This is a genomic window from Prevotella sp. khp7 (assembly GCF_900109055.1).
Lineage (GTDB): Bacteria > Bacteroidota > Bacteroidia > Bacteroidales > Bacteroidaceae > Prevotella.
Map to the genome: position 1 here is coordinate 622808 of NZ_FOIV01000001.1, position 15215 is coordinate 638022.

The 15215-nt window shown below is 38.4% G+C and carries 14 protein-coding genes; 7 read left to right on the top strand and 7 right to left on the bottom strand.

Translation table 11 applies throughout. From position 1 onward, the window contains the following. Both BMX82_RS02735 and BMX82_RS02740 read left to right on the top strand, forming a co-directional pair. Entirely contained in the window at positions 1-1173 is a 1173-nt protein-coding gene (locus BMX82_RS02735) for a glycosyltransferase family 2 protein (protein WP_036913010.1), read from the top strand. Continuing rightward, positions 1170-2339 carry a glycosyltransferase family 2 protein gene (locus BMX82_RS02740; protein WP_091765831.1) on the top strand — a complete coding sequence of 390 codons (1170 nt, stop codon included), beginning with the start codon at positions 1170-1172 and terminating at the stop codon, positions 2337-2339. Before BMX82_RS02735 ends, BMX82_RS02740 begins: the two co-directional genes overlap by 4 nt. Here BMX82_RS02740 and BMX82_RS02745 read toward each other — a convergent pair. Both BMX82_RS02745 and BMX82_RS02750 read right to left on the bottom strand, forming a co-directional pair. Then, complete coding sequence (locus tag BMX82_RS02745; RefSeq protein WP_091765833.1) at positions 2336-3454, bottom strand: glycosyltransferase family 4 protein; 1119 nt, start codon at positions 3452-3454, stop codon at positions 2336-2338. The genes BMX82_RS02740 and BMX82_RS02745 overlap by 4 nt on opposite strands. Positions 3455-3472: 18 nt before the next feature. Continuing rightward, positions 3473-4327, bottom strand: a complete 855-nt coding sequence (locus tag BMX82_RS02750) for a glycoside hydrolase family 16 protein (protein WP_091765836.1) — start codon at positions 4325-4327, stop codon at positions 3473-3475. 286 nt (positions 4328-4613) lie between these two features. On the opposite strand from BMX82_RS02750, the gene BMX82_RS02755 reads away from it, so the two are divergent. Next, positions 4614-5492 (top strand): UbiA prenyltransferase family protein, encoded by an 879-nt coding sequence (locus BMX82_RS02755; protein WP_036913019.1) that lies wholly within the window; start codon positions 4614-4616, stop codon positions 5490-5492. Here the strand turns inward: BMX82_RS02755 and BMX82_RS02760 are convergent. Beyond that, positions 5483-6496, bottom strand: a complete 1014-nt coding sequence (locus BMX82_RS02760) for an acyltransferase family protein (protein WP_091765839.1) — start codon at positions 6494-6496, stop codon at positions 5483-5485. The two genes, BMX82_RS02755 and BMX82_RS02760, sit on opposite strands and share 10 nt — an antisense overlap. Before the next feature lie 80 nt (positions 6497-6576). Between BMX82_RS02760 and BMX82_RS02765 the strand changes: the two genes are divergently transcribed. Then, positions 6577-7599, top strand: coding sequence for an acyltransferase family protein (locus tag BMX82_RS02765; protein WP_091765842.1), 1023 nt, complete (start codon positions 6577-6579; stop codon positions 7597-7599). 13 nt (positions 7600-7612) lie between these two features. Here the strand turns inward: BMX82_RS02765 and BMX82_RS02770 are convergent, their stop codons facing one another. Then, the gene (locus BMX82_RS02770) at positions 7613-8716 is read right to left on the bottom strand and encodes a glycosyltransferase (RefSeq protein WP_091765845.1); all 1104 of its coding nucleotides are present in this window, start codon (positions 8714-8716) and stop codon (positions 7613-7615) included. Beyond that, positions 8713-9861, bottom strand: coding sequence for a glycosyltransferase family 4 protein (locus BMX82_RS02775; RefSeq protein WP_036913027.1), 1149 nt, complete (start codon positions 9859-9861; stop codon positions 8713-8715). The genes BMX82_RS02770 and BMX82_RS02775 overlap by 4 nt, the downstream gene beginning before the upstream one ends. A 114-nt stretch (positions 9862-9975) precedes the next feature. On the opposite strand from BMX82_RS02775, the gene BMX82_RS02780 reads away from it, so the two are divergent. Both BMX82_RS02780 and BMX82_RS02785 read left to right on the top strand, forming a co-directional pair. Continuing rightward, entirely contained in the window at positions 9976-10917 is a 942-nt protein-coding gene (locus BMX82_RS02780; RefSeq protein WP_177171995.1) for a glycosyltransferase family 2 protein, read from the top strand. 1 nt (position 10918) lies between these two features. Continuing rightward, positions 10919-11818 (top strand): WaaS/CpsH family glycosyltransferase, encoded by a 900-nt coding sequence (locus BMX82_RS02785; protein ID WP_036913029.1) that lies wholly within the window; start codon positions 10919-10921, stop codon positions 11816-11818. A gap of 3 nt (positions 11819-11821) precedes the next feature. Here the strand turns inward: BMX82_RS02785 and BMX82_RS02790 are convergent, their stop codons facing one another. Both BMX82_RS02790 and BMX82_RS02795 read right to left on the bottom strand, forming a co-directional pair. After that, the gene (locus tag BMX82_RS02790) at positions 11822-12838 is read right to left on the bottom strand and encodes a glycosyltransferase family 2 protein (RefSeq protein ID WP_091765851.1); all 1017 of its coding nucleotides are present in this window, start codon (positions 12836-12838) and stop codon (positions 11822-11824) included. Between the two features lie 12 nt (positions 12839-12850). Beyond that, positions 12851-13885, bottom strand: a complete 1035-nt coding sequence (locus tag BMX82_RS02795) for a glycosyltransferase family 2 protein (protein WP_091765854.1) — start codon at positions 13883-13885, stop codon at positions 12851-12853. Positions 13886-14052: 167 nt separating this feature from the next. Between BMX82_RS02795 and BMX82_RS02800 the strand changes: the two genes are divergently transcribed. Next, the gene (locus tag BMX82_RS02800; RefSeq protein ID WP_091765856.1) at positions 14053-15213 is read left to right on the top strand and encodes a glycosyltransferase family 4 protein; all 1161 of its coding nucleotides are present in this window, start codon (positions 14053-14055) and stop codon (positions 15211-15213) included. Positions 15214-15215: the final 2 nt, after the last annotated feature.

Sequence of the window (15215 nt, forward strand, 5' to 3'; positions counted from 1 at the left end):
ATGAATTTAGATTTTTGGCTCATATTATATATTATCGATTGGACACTCTATGCGTTTGTTGCTTGCACTGTCTTGTATTTAGGTGTGTATGCCATTGCTTCCCTATTTGGAAAGAATACGGTTATCAATAAGGCAAAGACTCAGAAACGTTTTGCGATTCTGATTCCTTCACACAAACAAGATGAGGTAATTGAGCATACTGTTGTTTCTATTTTGGGACAGGCATATCCTCAACGTTTGTTTGATGTTGTTGTCATTTCAGACCATCAGAGTGAGATGACAAACATGAAGTTGGCCCAATATCCTATTACACTCCTTACACCTGACTTTGAAGAAAGCACAAAGGCAAAGTCACTCCAGTATGCAATCTTAAACTTACCTGAATTTAAGATTTACGACATTGCCCTTATCTTGGATGCTGACAATATTGTAGATCAAGATTTTCTGACCAATGTCAATGATGCTTTCGAGACTGCGGCCACGAAAGCTATTCAGTTACATCGCATATCACGAAACCGTGACACTGCAGCTGCACGCATGGGATCTATCTTTGAAGAAATCAACAACGCTATTTTCCGTCGTGGTCATATCAATCTTGGCGTATCATCCGCATTAGCCGGTTCTGGTACAGCCTATGATTTTAACTGGTTTAAGACCAATGTCATGAAAGCTAAAACTGCTGGTGAAGATAAAGAAATGGAAGCACTTCTGCTGCGTCAGGGATATTTCATTGACTACTTTGATAACATCCTGGTATATGGTGAGAAGATGCGTACAACAGTTAAAATGAATGAGCAACACGAACGGTGGGCTTATCAGCAACTACAGAATCTCATTAGGAACATCAAATTCCTACCAGGAGCAATATTCCAAAAACAGTACGACTTGGCAGACAAAATCATACAATGGATGTTAATGCCGCGCACCTCAATGGTCGGAATCATTATGTTAATGAGTATCATACTACCATTTATTTACTTAACTATAGCTATAAAATGGTGGATTATTGGTTTCGTTGCATTATTCATCTTTGCTTTAGCCACACCAGATTATCTAGTCGATGAAATGTGGGATAAGACCTTTCTAAGATCTCCATTTGTTACGCTATGGGGGATCATCAGTACAAAATTATTGAGTTTGGGATTAAGCTTTAAGAAAAAAGGTATACGATGATGTGGCAGATATTACATATCATAGACATTACGCTATGGGTGATTATCCTTGGCTCTGTAGCATATGTAGCATTCTTTACCTTTATATCTCTCTTTTATGAAAAAGAAGACAGAATTGCCATCCATGCTGCTGCCCTCCACAATAGAATGGCAAAATTTCTCATTCTATACCCAGCCTATAATGAGGATCGCGTAATTATAAATGCCGTAGAGCGTTTTCTTGAACAAGATTATCCCAAAGACCATTATACAGTTGTCGTCATATCTGATCACATGCAATCAGAAACGAATGAACATCTTCGCAAATTACCTATTACCCTTCTTACACCGACTTTTGAGAAGAGTTCAAAGGCTAAAGCTATGCAATATGCCATCAACGAAGTACAAGGTGATTTCGACAATGTCGTCATCTTAGATGCTGATAACGTTGTACGACCAGAGTTCCTATCGCAACTGAATGTTTTCTGCAGTGTTTACGATGCCATTCAATGCCACCGCTGCGCCAAGAACGCAGATAACAGCGTCGCTGTTCTTGATGGCGCTAGTGAAGAAATCAACAACACCATTTTCCGCAAAGCTCATAACAGATTAGGTTTGGCATCAGCATTAATCGGTTCTGGTATGTGTTTCAACTACGAACTATTTAAAAAGAATGTATTCCAATTAAAAACCGCAGGAGAAGATCGCGAATTAGAAGCGCTCTTACTCCATCAAGAGATATTTATCAAATATGCTCCGGATATTCACGTATTTGATGAGAAAGTTAATAGTCAAGAGAGTTTCCAACGTCAGCGCATGCGTTGGATGACGGCTCAGATACAGAGTCTGTTTAGTAATCTCCCCAAAATCCCTGAAGCCCTCATCCATGGCAAAATTAATTTCATCGATAAGACGATTCAGCAGGCTTTGATTCCCCGTTCAATCCTTATTGTCTTATTGACAGGTATATCCATCCTGATGACGATTATCGTTCCTCAATGGAGTGAAAAGTGGTGGATTCTTCTGGCAGTCCTTTCTTTCTCTCTCTTTATCGCCATCCCAAGGCAATTACGAATACGCTCATTCAGCAAAGCACTAGCAATTCCTGGACTTGTATTACGCATGTTCAGAAATATTCTCCACATGGATCGCAAGAACACGGATTTCATTCATACTCAACATGGTTAACATGAATACCTCTCAAGCAGTTGCTTCCATTGAAGCATAACACTATCACTTTTATAACGTTTGGCAGAACTTACAGCATTAGTTCCCATATACAGACGAAGCGAATCATCTTCTATCAATTGGCATATTCGTTCTGCAAACAGTTCTTTACTATATTTTCCAATAAGGAATCCATCATGTCCATCTGAGATAATCGCACCAGGGCCATATGGGCAATCAAAAGCAATAACGGGCAAGCCACAACTCATTGCCTCTGGCAATACCAAGCCAAACGGTTCATAGCGTGATGTCATGATCAATAATGAGCATTCTAAATATCTATCCAAAATCTCATCTGTAGGCGGAAATACCTCAATATTTAAATCCTCATCCTTTATCACTTCTAAAAAGTTGTTCTTTAAGGCACCCTCACCATACACGTTGAGTTTCCATTCAGGATGACGATGGTGTACTAATTGCCATATACTCAACAAACTCCATACATCTTTTTGCTCTGAGAATCTTCCAACGAATATAACATTCTTCGACTGCAATCCACTATGCTTTCCTAAAGGATTAAAATTCAACAGATTAGGTATAACATAAACATTATCATTATATCTTCGCCAGTCATCAGCATCTCCGTTTGTCAACGACACAACACAATCAGCCCTGTTTACACTTCTCCTATCAAAATATTGGCGAATTCTTCTCAACAAGGATAGCTTTTCATATAAATAACTATTACACATGGAATGCGACTCATAAACTAAAGGTATTCTTTTATCAGCTTTACGGATTAAACCAACAAATTCCATGCGAATACATATCATCAGATCCGGCTCTATCTCGTTTATAGCAGCTTTAAGGCGTTTAAGAAACAACCGATTCAGTTTCGTATAAACAAGAATACGTTTCAATCCACAATACCTATATTGATGATGAAACTGAATATTCAAATCACGCGCATGTATTCGACTGTCTAGTGGATAAGGGGCAACATGTTTCCCTTGATTAGTTGTGATTACATACACATCATAACCAAAGTGTTCAACAAGATAATTCATCTTATTGCTAAGGACGCGTTCAATACCGCCCCAAACAGCTAATGCATCTGTGATATACAGAATTCTCATCTTGATTCACTTTTTACTTTACTCGTACACCCTGACATAGTCGATATAGTATCGCAGGGGGAACTGAGAGATATCAGGTTCGCCCCCATTGGCACCTATAGCGAGATTGAGGAGAATGTAGTGTTTGAAACCAGGGACGTTGTTTGAGAACGGATTCTCAGTATTGCCGTTATAGCCTCCGTTGAAAGTCTGCTTGAGATCGATTTCGTTCAGAAGTTCATCATCCAGATAGAGACGGATGAAGTCTTTGTCCCAGTCCATACGCCAGATATGGAACTTATTTGCCCAGTCAGGATCTTTCTCTGTATAGTGAATAAAAGGCGTAACAACAGAATCCCATATAGCATGCCATCGCTCTGATGCCCCCCAACAAGCATTGGCAAGAATTGAAGGCCGACCGTCTTTAATATAATACTCCAGCATATCAATCTCACCATTCAGAGGCCATTCCCATTTATTGCCCAAAAGCCAAATGGCAGGCCATGAGCCTGAAGCTACAGGGATTTTAGCACGCACTTCAAAACGGCCATAAAGGAATTGCCGGCTCAGACGAGTAGTCAAACTGCTGGATGTGAATTCTATATATTCACGATTCCTACGCCAATCACCATTACCTGTTTCGTAATCCGGATTAGGGCGATGTTCCTGACGACCTTCGATTACCAGACATCCATCCTTTACGAAAGCATTCTGCGGCTGATACCACTGAAGTTCCTGATTCCGAACAAATCCACGTTCAAAGGTCCAATCCTTCGAAGGCCGTCCATCCACATCAAACTCATCGCTCCATACCAGGCGATATTCCTTTTGTCCTTGTGCAATGACTGATAATAACAAGAACAATATAGTTCCTATATTCTTTCTAATATCCATAAAACTCTGCAAATATAGCAATTTTCAAAGATATGACCTAATATTATCCAAACAAAAATAATAGAAAAGACCTATTATAAATAGTTCCTTGTTATAGTAACGATAAAGGGAACTGATAGTTTACACGTTGGGAACAGGTTGTTTCCTCGGAGGAAACTATCAGTTCCCTTTAGCGAAACATATGGAAACAAACATCTGGACACTTGATGGTATACCATACCACGGAAATGAAAATAAATCCCTAATTGTTTTGCATTTCACTCGATTTGTACTACCTTTGCACCCAATGATACATTATATCAGGTTGCTCCGCCCACTACAGTGGCTCAAAAACGGATTCGTGTTTGCGCCCATTTTCTTCAGCAATAACCTGTTGAAGTGGGATTTGCTGTGGCCTACGCTTGTGGTGTTTGCGTCGTTCTGTTTAATCTCAAGCTCTATCTATTGCTTCAACGATTTGCGAGATGTAGAAGCCGACCGCCAGCATCCCAAGAAATGCAAGCGTCCGATAGCCTCTGGAAAAGTCTCCGTTAAGGGTGGATATGCTATGATGGTACTTTCAATGGTAGGAGCCTATATGTTGCTACCTTTCTCAAACAGTGTAAACATACCTTATTTATATATCATTCTAGCCGCATATTGGCTGATGAACATAGCATATTGCATCAAACTGAAGCAATATGCCATCCTTGATGTGGCGATTATAGCCGTTGGATTCGTAATTCGAGTGCTTATCGGAGGCGTTGCCTCAAACATCTGGATATCACATTGGTTGGTGATGATGACATTCCTTATCGCACTGTTCCTAGCCTTTACAAAACGTAATGACGACTATCGCATCTATGAACAGACAGGCATAAAACCACGCGTTTCCATTACTGGTTACAATAAGACTTTTATTAATGAGGCTACGGCGATAATCGCCTCCGTCACACTCGTTTGCTACATCATGTATACGATGTCGGAAGAAGTGATTGCCCGTATGGGAACCCGCTACGTCTACCTGACAAGCGGCTGGGTGCTGGCAGGAATGCTTCGTTATCTGCAAAATATGATTGTTTATGGCCTCAGTGGCTCCCCAACGAAGTCGCTCGTCAAGGATCATTTTATCCAGTTCTGTATCCTTGGATGGCTTGCCTCTTTCTTTGTGATAATCTATTTGTAGCGTTCATACTTCACGCCAAAGAGATAATGTCCAAGAAATGGGCTGAGACGAATAAGATAACTTGCTAATAAAGTAATGGCCAATACGACGAGAGCGATAGCGAGAATGACGAAGAACTCAACAATCCGACTATCGTAAGCTCTCAGCTGATCTGCATAAGGCATCAGAAAACGGGGCAAGAAAAAGAAGTGTAACAGGTATATATCCAACGTACGTGTTCCTACATACTGCAAAGGACGAGACAGATGTAGCTTCTTAAGCCAAGAGCCAAAAAGGCGAAAACATGTAAAAACAAGCCACATTCCCATTATTCCACCTACATAGAATCTGAGTATCTCATACCACAAGAGGTCAAGATGAGGTGAAGATGCAATAGCCAAAAACAAGAAGGCAATAACAAGAACAACTATAGGTTTATTGGTCCAGCGAATGAATGTATCAAAGTTTCTCCGCATCCAAGTGCCAATATAGAAAAATAAGAAGAAGCGCCACAACGTGACACTCAGGAAGCCAAGCCCACTGACTATCATAGATTGAAAACCCACTGCAGATGATTGGATGCAATCATAATACCGCGCATAAACAAATGACGAGAAAGTTATCAAGAATGCCATCCAAGGAGCCCACTTCCTGCCCAGACGGACAATCAACATGTAAAGAATAAAGAACTCAAACAATACAAACGTGAACCAATAGCCTCCCTTCACAGCTCCTAACTGATGGAAGAACTCTGGTGGAGGAGCTAAAAGCAGCAGGAAAATGAAAGTCGGAAGCAACTGAACCATCGCTTTATGACGTGCCACGATTTTAAACGGATGTTGGGCTATTGGCTCGAACAACCAACCGCTGATCATAAAGAAGCAAGGCAGGCGAAAGAGGAAAAACACAGCATTATATCCCATCTTAGGATCGTCCATGCAAAAATAGCACACATGCGCAAAGAGCACGAGAATCATCGTAAATCCTCGCATCGCATCAATGTATTCTATTCGCCGACTTGCCATTTCATTGGCAAAGATACGAATAAGTGCGTAAAATGCCAAATTAATTTGCGTTTTTGAGTAGTAATTGCTATCTTTGCAGCATGAAGGAACGGATTAACTGGATTGACTGGGGAAAAGCACTCGCCGTTTGTTGCGTGGTGTTCTGCCATATGCCTCAATCGCAAGAGTGGTTCTATTACCGATTTCTACAAACTACAATTATCACTATATTCTTTTTCTTCTCAGGCTACCTGAAGAAAGACAGAGGAAGCACTCATGAGAATTGGCGAAAGTATTGGCATGCGCTTATTATACCTTATTTAATTTATAACGTCATCGCCTATCCCTATTGGCTGATAAAATACTTTATGCTTAACGGAGAAGCGCCAGACTGTTTTTCTGCTTTGAGACCAGTTTTGGGGGCTCTGTTTTTTGAACATGAGAATATATTCTGCGAGTCACTCAATGGTCCTCTCTGGTATCTGCCAGCCATCCTGGCAATGCACGTTCTTATTGATTTGTGCAGAAAAACGCGCTACCAACACCACATCATGGTAACACTTTGCGCGGCATCCTATTTTGTATATGCAGCCAATAAGCAATATGCTTTTCTACCTAATCTTACCTTCATCGGCATCATCAGCCGTTTGCCTTTCTATTATATCGGGTATGTCATGGGGGTAAATAAATCTTTCCTCAGCCTCAACAAGAAGCAAAGTGCTGTTCTCTGTATCTTATTCATAACAATAAGCATCCTGTTCTTCCAATGGCATATGCAAACTTTCTATTCAGGAGAACACATGTTACATATAGCTCTCTTCTACCCCGTCAACATATTATTTCTTTTTGGAATACTATATGGATGCAAAGTTCTCAATGGCGTCAAATCCCCTATCATCACAAATCTCAGCATTGGCACCTTGGTCGTTATCGGCCTTCACGCCCCAACTATTAGTGTGATAAATTATGTAATAAGTCATCTTTTCATAACCAATGCCACTCCCAACTACCATTGGTATACAGCCCTTCTTTGCACTCTTTTCATCTGTACTCTCCTCTACCCAATCATTCTTTGGGCAAAAAAGCGGGCACTTTGTTTAATAGGGAAGACTACTACGATATAATCAGAATTATAGTTTATTTATATTTTGAGTATATTGCTGATACAGATTCTGCAACCCGATTGGCATTAAAACGTTCTGAGACAAACATACGAGCGTTTGTTCTACACTTTTCCATTAAAGAATAATCGTCATGCAATCGAAGAATCGCATCCGTTAAGGCTGATATATCATTTACAGGTATAAGCAAACCGTTTTCCTCATTTCGAAGCACCTCTTTAGTTCCATCTGTTGGGGTCGCAATAATGGCCTTGCTCATAGCCATAGCTTCCAACAATGCAATAGAAAGACCTTCCCACAGACTTGGAAGGCAATAGACGTCTATACAATTTAATATATCTGGCACGTCAATACGGAAAGGAGAGCGAAAGACATAATCCTGCATCTGATGTAATGCAATATATTCATCTACTTGGGAATCCATATCTCCTTCCCCAACAAAGAGACCTTTTATTTCGGGATACACCTTATGCGCTAACTGAAGCGACTCCAAGAAGAGAAGCGGATTCTTCTGAATCGTACAACGTGCGATAAACCCCACAACAAAGTCATCCTTGTCAAATCCAAATACAGGTCGGAGGTCCTTTAGACTATTCTGGGGATTAAACCTATCTAGATTAACCCCATTATCGATTACGTGAGCCATTTTCAATCCAAACAATTCACGCCCAGTATCCGCATTGCTTTGAGAGACACAAATCACCTCATCTGCATAATGGCAAATCAGTTTTTCACTCCAAGCACGAAGTTTCTTTACCAGGAAAGACTGGTCATCATGGAAACTCCATCCATGAACAGTATACACAAAAGGTATATGTAATTTGCGAACAGGATACAACATATTCGAAGCTGCTCTACTGCCATGAGCATGAACAAGTTGAATATCATTGTCACGTATCAGTTCTATAATTTGTTTCTGAATTCGCAGATCAAAAGGTCTTTGCGTTTCAAGCACATAGCAAATAATACCCATCTCATTCAGACGATTTATCATCTCACCTCCAGAAAATGAAAGGCACACAGGTTCAATCTTCTTTTTATCAAGAAAAGAGACCAAATCTATCAGATGAGACTCACCTCCCCCTATCTGACCTTGACGTATAACTTCTAATACTTTCATTTTCCAATCTTAGACAAATCGTTAAACAGATTCTCCCACAATATCATTATCTGATTATTGTCATATTTTGCGACATACTCTCTAGCTCTTTTCCCCATCTCAACTCTAAGTCTTTCATTACCCATAAGCACGCAGATTTTATCTGCAAGCATTTCTACGTTAAGATAATCAACTAGAAAGCCATTCTGTCCATCTTGAATCATATCTCTCGCGCCATTGGGGCAATCAAAAGAGACACAAGGAAGTCCACAAGACATAGCTTCTAATAAGACCATCGGGAACCCCTCAAATCTCGAACTCATAATATAAATACTACTTTCCAAATACTTGTCTTCGATTTGAGAAACCGGTTCGTTCAAAATAAAGGTATTAGTAATTCCATTCTTATCTATCAAAACTTGAAGTTGCTCTCTAATCTCGCCTTCCCCATAAACATTAAGCACCCAGTCAGGGAAACGTCTGCTCACAATTGTCCATGCAGCAATCAGATACTCATAGCCTTTCTGCTCATTTAATCGACCAACGCAGATTGCCTTATGGCTTTCGCACGATGAACAACTTTTTGGATAAAATGGAGTAGGATTGGGAATCACATATGTTTTCGTAACTCCCTTCCAACTTTCTGCATCAGCTTGCGTTAGCAAAACCAAGGCATCCAGCTTTCTCACATCTCTTTCTTGCTTCTTCCGCCAAAACCTAGCCAGCAACTTGTGGAGACCTCCCTTTTGCTCCATCAAATGGAAATTCCGGGAATACTGTCTGGCTATATGAGATTCACCAATCTTGACACTTCCATCATTAATTCGAGTCAGAAAATCCAAATCTCTCCCTAATGTTGTAATCACAACATCAGAATGACGGTTCAGCAAAACTGATGTCAATTCTTTCCTATACTTACGCATCAACCAGAAATACCACCATGCTCTGATTAATAAGGAATGACCATACTCCAAACTGAAATCAATTGCAAGATCATGCAAGACAACTTTCTCTGACAGAGGGAAAATCGGCTTTCGTCCCAACTGCGTATCCGTTACAATCATAACATCATACCCATGATCTGCCAGCCAATTTGCCTTGTTGGTTATTACACGATCAGCTCCACCTTTTGTAACAAGAGCCGTATAGATATAAGTTATCTTCATTCCTTACTTTTTTATGCAAAAATACACATTCTTTGCAAATTAAAGAACAAAAACAAGAATAAATTTGCCTTATTCGGTTTTTATTTATACTTTTGTGGCAAATATAATATACTAATGACTAAAGACATCATATTCAGTGTTACAATACCGGCCTATAAAGACAGGTATTTAAAAGAAGCGATTGATAGTGTCTTAGCTCAGACCTACCACAATTTTGAAGTAATCATTGTTAACGATGCATCTCCATACGATCTTGATAGTATTGTTTACAAATACGATGACCAGCGAATTCACTATTTCAAAAATAAGAAAAACTGCGGAGCCAAGGATGTTGTAGACAACTGGAACATATGTCTTAGCTATGCAACAGGAGATTATCTGATTTGTATGGGTGATGATGATAAATTAACACCAAGATGTCTCCATGATTTTGCAGAACTAATCATGAAATATCCTAATCTAGACCTATATCATGCAAGAAGTGAAATTATTGACGATCATTCAAATCTTGTCTGCGTATTAGAAGAACGACCTGAATGGGAATCCGTATACTCTCTAATGTATAATCCCAGGAATTCGCATTTGGGGGATTTTCTTTTTAAAACAGAAACGCTCAGAAAAAATGGAGGCTTCTATAAGCTCCCTTATGGATGGCAAAGCGATGATATTACCGCTTTTATCGCTGCAGCCTCACACGGAATGGCTAACACTCAAGAAGTAGGATTTCAATATCGCGGCAACGGCCAATCGATCAGTCACGATCTAAGCTGTATTGAGGATAAGATCGAAGCCGTCAGAACATCCGTGACATGGCGAAAAAACTTCATTGCCAGCCAGCACGCTGACAATCCGGAAGACAGTCGTCTTGCAGAACTTATAAAACAAGATGTTGCGAAATATGAGCAAAGAGAAGTAGATGACATGGTAGAATTTGACATCCGTAAGAAATTCTTCTCGAGAAGTTGTTTTTGGTTTTATGCCAGAAAGAAACATAACATTTCTTTTTCTCGTTATATCCGATGCACACTAAAAGCTATAAAGAATCGATTCATATAATATGAGATACCTTATCTATAAAAGTACAGATTTGCTTGACAATATATTATTAGGTGAAACTAACGACTGTCATTTCGTTAGGATAACAGATCAACACCTGAAATCTCGTCTATTTAACCTTCTTATGAAATTCGCACGTGATAAGAATCTGTTTTTTCCTTTTCTATTCAAATTGATGCCAGGATTTTCTGCTCTGCGTCTGACATCAAAGAACGACACCATCATTGTCTTTGACATCGCGGATATTACACTTATAAAATACATAAAGAGAAGCATATGCAAGGATTGCAAGTTCCATACTTTCTTTTGGAATCCAGTCTCTAAGTTATTTACTAATGAAAAACAAAGAATTCAAGAGTTGAAAGATCTGGGATGTAACATATCAACATTCGACAGAGATGACGCGATAAAATATGAGATAACATACAAAGATCAATTTATTAGAAAGAAAGACATACCTCATACATCTATAGCATCCTACGACTACTATTTTTTAGGCTTCCCCAAAGGAAGAATTGACACACTACGTTTAATTACAAACAAGCTATCCAACATAGGGAAAGTGGGGAAATGTATTGTTCCTGAGTCTAAAGAGCAACAAATTACATATGAAGAGAATATAAAATATGTCTGCCAAAGCCATTGTATCGTTGAAATATTGCAAGATGGACAAACAGGAATTACTCTACGAGCCCTAGAGGCATTAATCTATCATAAGAAGTTAATAACCAATAGCAAAGACATTGTCAATTACGAATTTTACAATCCAAAGAATATCTTCATCTGGGATAATCAAGATGAAGAACTCATTAGAAATTTCTTAAATGAAGAGATGGCGTCTATCAGTTCCGACATTATAGAGAAGTTCTCTTTCTGTTCATGGATAAAGACTTTCAAGTAAATCTCACTTCCTTAATGTTAAGGATCTAATAACGCTTCCCAATCTATCGAAATGGCTTCTAAACCAGGAGAAACGAAGAATATTATTAAAAGGCGGAAAAGCAGTCAGAAAAAACATTGCCAAAAAGATGCGTCCGCTCAACAACGTCTCACGGAAAATACGGTTTCTCACAAGATTCAACGAAAGACTAACCTCAGGAGTAACACATGCATGCATACGAGTATCTATAGCCTTCATTAAGATATTAAAGACATATAGATGATGGTCAACAAACATACCCTTGTATGGCTGGTCTAACATCTCGTTACAGAAAAAGACAAAGCTCCGAACTGTAGCCGTAGATTTTTCCTTTGTCGAGTTCATTGCTGATGTTGGATTATTCTCATAAACATAAGTAATATCAGGTATTAGCAAAACTGCATTAACCTTATCAAATAGGTGATATGACCAAATTACGTCTTCAAAGATTGTTCCTTCCTGAAAATATAATTGGTTATCCACAATTAACTTCCTTCGCAGTAGCCGGTTCCAAGGAAAGCAATCCAATATTACCCTAAGAAAATTTCTATGAATCTCTTCTTTATTATCATATAAGACAGGGCTCGATAAATAATCATATGATGGCTTCTGCTCTCTAACACTATAGAACTGACCAATAATAACATCCGCCTGAGGATAATCTTTTGAAGCCCCAAGCAGACTTTTGACACATCCAGGCTTCAGGTAATCATCAGAATCTATAAACATGATATATTCTCCGTTTGCCATTTTAGCTCCAGTATTTCTTCCTGCAGCTACTCCACGATTTCTTTCATGAACTACGACTTTAAAATCTATAGTACCATGATAATTACTAATAACATCGTGTACAATATCCATACTATTATCGGGTCCCTTATCATCAATCACTATACACTCCATCTCAACTCCACTATCTTCCTGAGCAATAACAGACTCCAGACAACGACGAATATAGTTTTCAACTTTATAGACTGGAATAATAATCGATAAAGAAATCATGTCAATATATTATTAATTGTTCCTGTGAAATATACTATCTAAGAAATTAGCCCTATGTCGTATAAATGATTCCAACATATAATAATGTGAACGAAACCAACGACAACTAAAAAGAGAATAAAGAGGCTGGTATGTAATCAGGAAAAACAAGCCTAATAGAAGCCTACCTTCCGACAAAGTGGAACGCACAAGTCTAAAACGGACATCATTTAGTTTTTTACTGACTTCACCTCGAACTTTATAGTCTCGTCGAGTATCCAGTGCCCTCATTAAAAAAGTCAACACATACAACTGATGATCTACATATACATCTTTATAAGGCTTTTTAAGCATCTCATCACAGTTATAAGCATAACTTCTTACAGAGCGTATAGCTTTCTCTTTTGTTGTGTTTGTTATAGAATTCGGATTATTTTCATAATAATAGACCACATCAGGCAAGACAACTGCTGATTCTACCAATGCAAACAATCGATGACACCACAGAATGTCTTCATATAACAATCCTGGAGTAAAAAACAAATTATTATTTATTATCAGTTCTCTTGGTATTAATCTCCAGCATGCATTACAGGTTACCTGATAATTCATTAACATTTTTCTAAGCCGCTTACCATCAACCAATGTCTGTTTATCTATACCATTATCAAAGGGACATGAGTCTTTAACACTATAATAGGTAGCAACTATCAGTTCTGCATGCTGATATGTCAGATGAGCATTCCATAGTTTCGAAACTGCGTCATCAGTAATATAGTCATCTGAATCGACAAACATCAAATAACGTCCTGTAGATGCTTTTATTCCCGTATTTCTTGCAGCAGACAAACCAGAGTTTTTCTCATGACGCAAGATTATAAATTTCACATCTCCCTTATAATCAGATAATACTCCATTTACAATATCAATACTTGCATCTGGAGTACAGTCATCAATAATAATACATTCAATTTGGATATTCTCACACGACTGATTCATTATGGATTGAATACAACGTGTAATGTATTTCTCAACCTTATATACTGGAATAATTATTGAGACATCCATCTTTGGCCTAGATATTTAAAAACATAACTTATGGTGCAAATGTACGAATAAAAAACGAATTCAACAAGAAAGTCACATTAAAATGCTTGTCTTTAAGTTAAATTCAGAGCATTCATCGTATTTCTTCATTTTTTTTTGTACTTTTGCACAAAGATAATGTTCACTTTATGAAAGTTGCAATTATTACATCTGGAATATTGCCAATTCCTGCAGTCTTAGGTGGAGCTGTAGAGAATCTTATCGATTATTATCTAAAATACAATCATCAACATCACCTTCACGACATAACAATATATAGTGTTAGCCACCCTCAGATTAAGAAGCACAAAGCACTCCAGTCGAAAGAAAATCATTACGAATACATCGATACAAAGTCCCTCTGGGCTCGTTTTGGAGCAAGAATATATGCGCAATTCCACAAGAACGAATGCTATTCGTACAAACTCGAGTATTTCTTTGAGAAAGTCTATAAAAGATTAAAAAGAAAGAATTTCGATTTGATAATTCTTGAAAATCGGCCAGGCTTTGCTTTAAAACTAAAAAAAAGACTAAACACACCCATTGTCTCACACCTACATACCAATATGATATGTGCATCTGATGAAAAGACGAAAAGTATTATAAGAGCAACAGACAAGTTTATTGTTGTATCTGATTTCCTTAAAAGACAAATAGAATCCGTAGGAATTCCAAGCCGAATTGCTGTTGTATATAATGGGTTATGCACGGAAAACTTCACAAGCCCCAACAAACCTAACAACATTCGTGAGGCATTGGGCATTGAGAAGAATGATTTTGTTGCCATATATACTGGACGCCTAATTCCTGACAAAGGAATTAAAGAGCTTTTAGAGGCATTTATATTGCTAAAAGATCACCCCGATATAAAACTGATTGTAGTTGGAGGGGAAAATTTTGCTGACAGCAAGAATCAAAATCCATTTATAGAAAGTCTTTATAATTTGGGGAAGAACGCCAACGCACATTTTACTGGTTTTGTTCCATACAACAAACTATCAAGTTACTTATCCGCAGCAGATGTCGCCATTATTCCTTCTCACATTAACGAGGCACTCGGAATGACTTGCATAGAAGCTACAGCTATGGGGCTTCCTGTAATTGCGACAAACGATGGAGGTATACCTGAAACATTAGTTGGGCAAAAACATATTCTTCTGGATAAAAATGACAACCTTGTAAGTGAGCTGGCCCAAGCCATACTTAAGATCAAGAAGAACTATAACAGCTACATTGGCAACAAGTTAGATCCCAGATTCAATATAGAATCATATTCATCACATTTTTTTGAGAATATTGTTATTGATTAAAT

Coding starts and splice junctions, on each gene's coding strand:
- BMX82_RS02735 (WP_036913010.1), top strand. CDS start 1: ATGAATTTAGATTTTTGGCTCATATTATATATTATCGATTGGACACTC.
- BMX82_RS02740 (WP_091765831.1), top strand. CDS start 1,170: ATGATGTGGCAGATATTACATATCATAGACATTACGCTATGGGTGATT.
- BMX82_RS02745 (WP_091765833.1), bottom strand. CDS start 3,454: ATGAGAATTCTGTATATCACAGATGCATTAGCTGTTTGGGGCGGTATT.
- BMX82_RS02750 (WP_091765836.1), bottom strand. CDS start 4,327: ATGGATATTAGAAAGAATATAGGAACTATATTGTTCTTGTTATTATCA.
- BMX82_RS02755 (WP_036913019.1), top strand. CDS start 4,614: ATGATACATTATATCAGGTTGCTCCGCCCACTACAGTGGCTCAAAAAC.
- BMX82_RS02760 (WP_091765839.1), bottom strand. CDS start 6,496: ATGGCAAGTCGGCGAATAGAATACATTGATGCGATGCGAGGATTTACG.
- BMX82_RS02765 (WP_091765842.1), top strand. CDS start 6,577: ATGAAGGAACGGATTAACTGGATTGACTGGGGAAAAGCACTCGCCGTT.
- BMX82_RS02770 (WP_091765845.1), bottom strand. CDS start 8,716: ATGAAAGTATTAGAAGTTATACGTCAAGGTCAGATAGGGGGAGGTGAG.
- BMX82_RS02775 (WP_036913027.1), bottom strand. CDS start 9,861: ATGAAGATAACTTATATCTATACGGCTCTTGTTACAAAAGGTGGAGCT.
- BMX82_RS02780 (WP_177171995.1), top strand. CDS start 9,976: ATGACTAAAGACATCATATTCAGTGTTACAATACCGGCCTATAAAGAC.
- BMX82_RS02785 (WP_036913029.1), top strand. CDS start 10,919: ATGAGATACCTTATCTATAAAAGTACAGATTTGCTTGACAATATATTA.
- BMX82_RS02790 (WP_091765851.1), bottom strand. CDS start 12,838: ATGATTTCTTTATCGATTATTATTCCAGTCTATAAAGTTGAAAACTAT.
- BMX82_RS02795 (WP_091765854.1), bottom strand. CDS start 13,885: ATGGATGTCTCAATAATTATTCCAGTATATAAGGTTGAGAAATACATT.
- BMX82_RS02800 (WP_091765856.1), top strand. CDS start 14,053: ATGAAAGTTGCAATTATTACATCTGGAATATTGCCAATTCCTGCAGTC.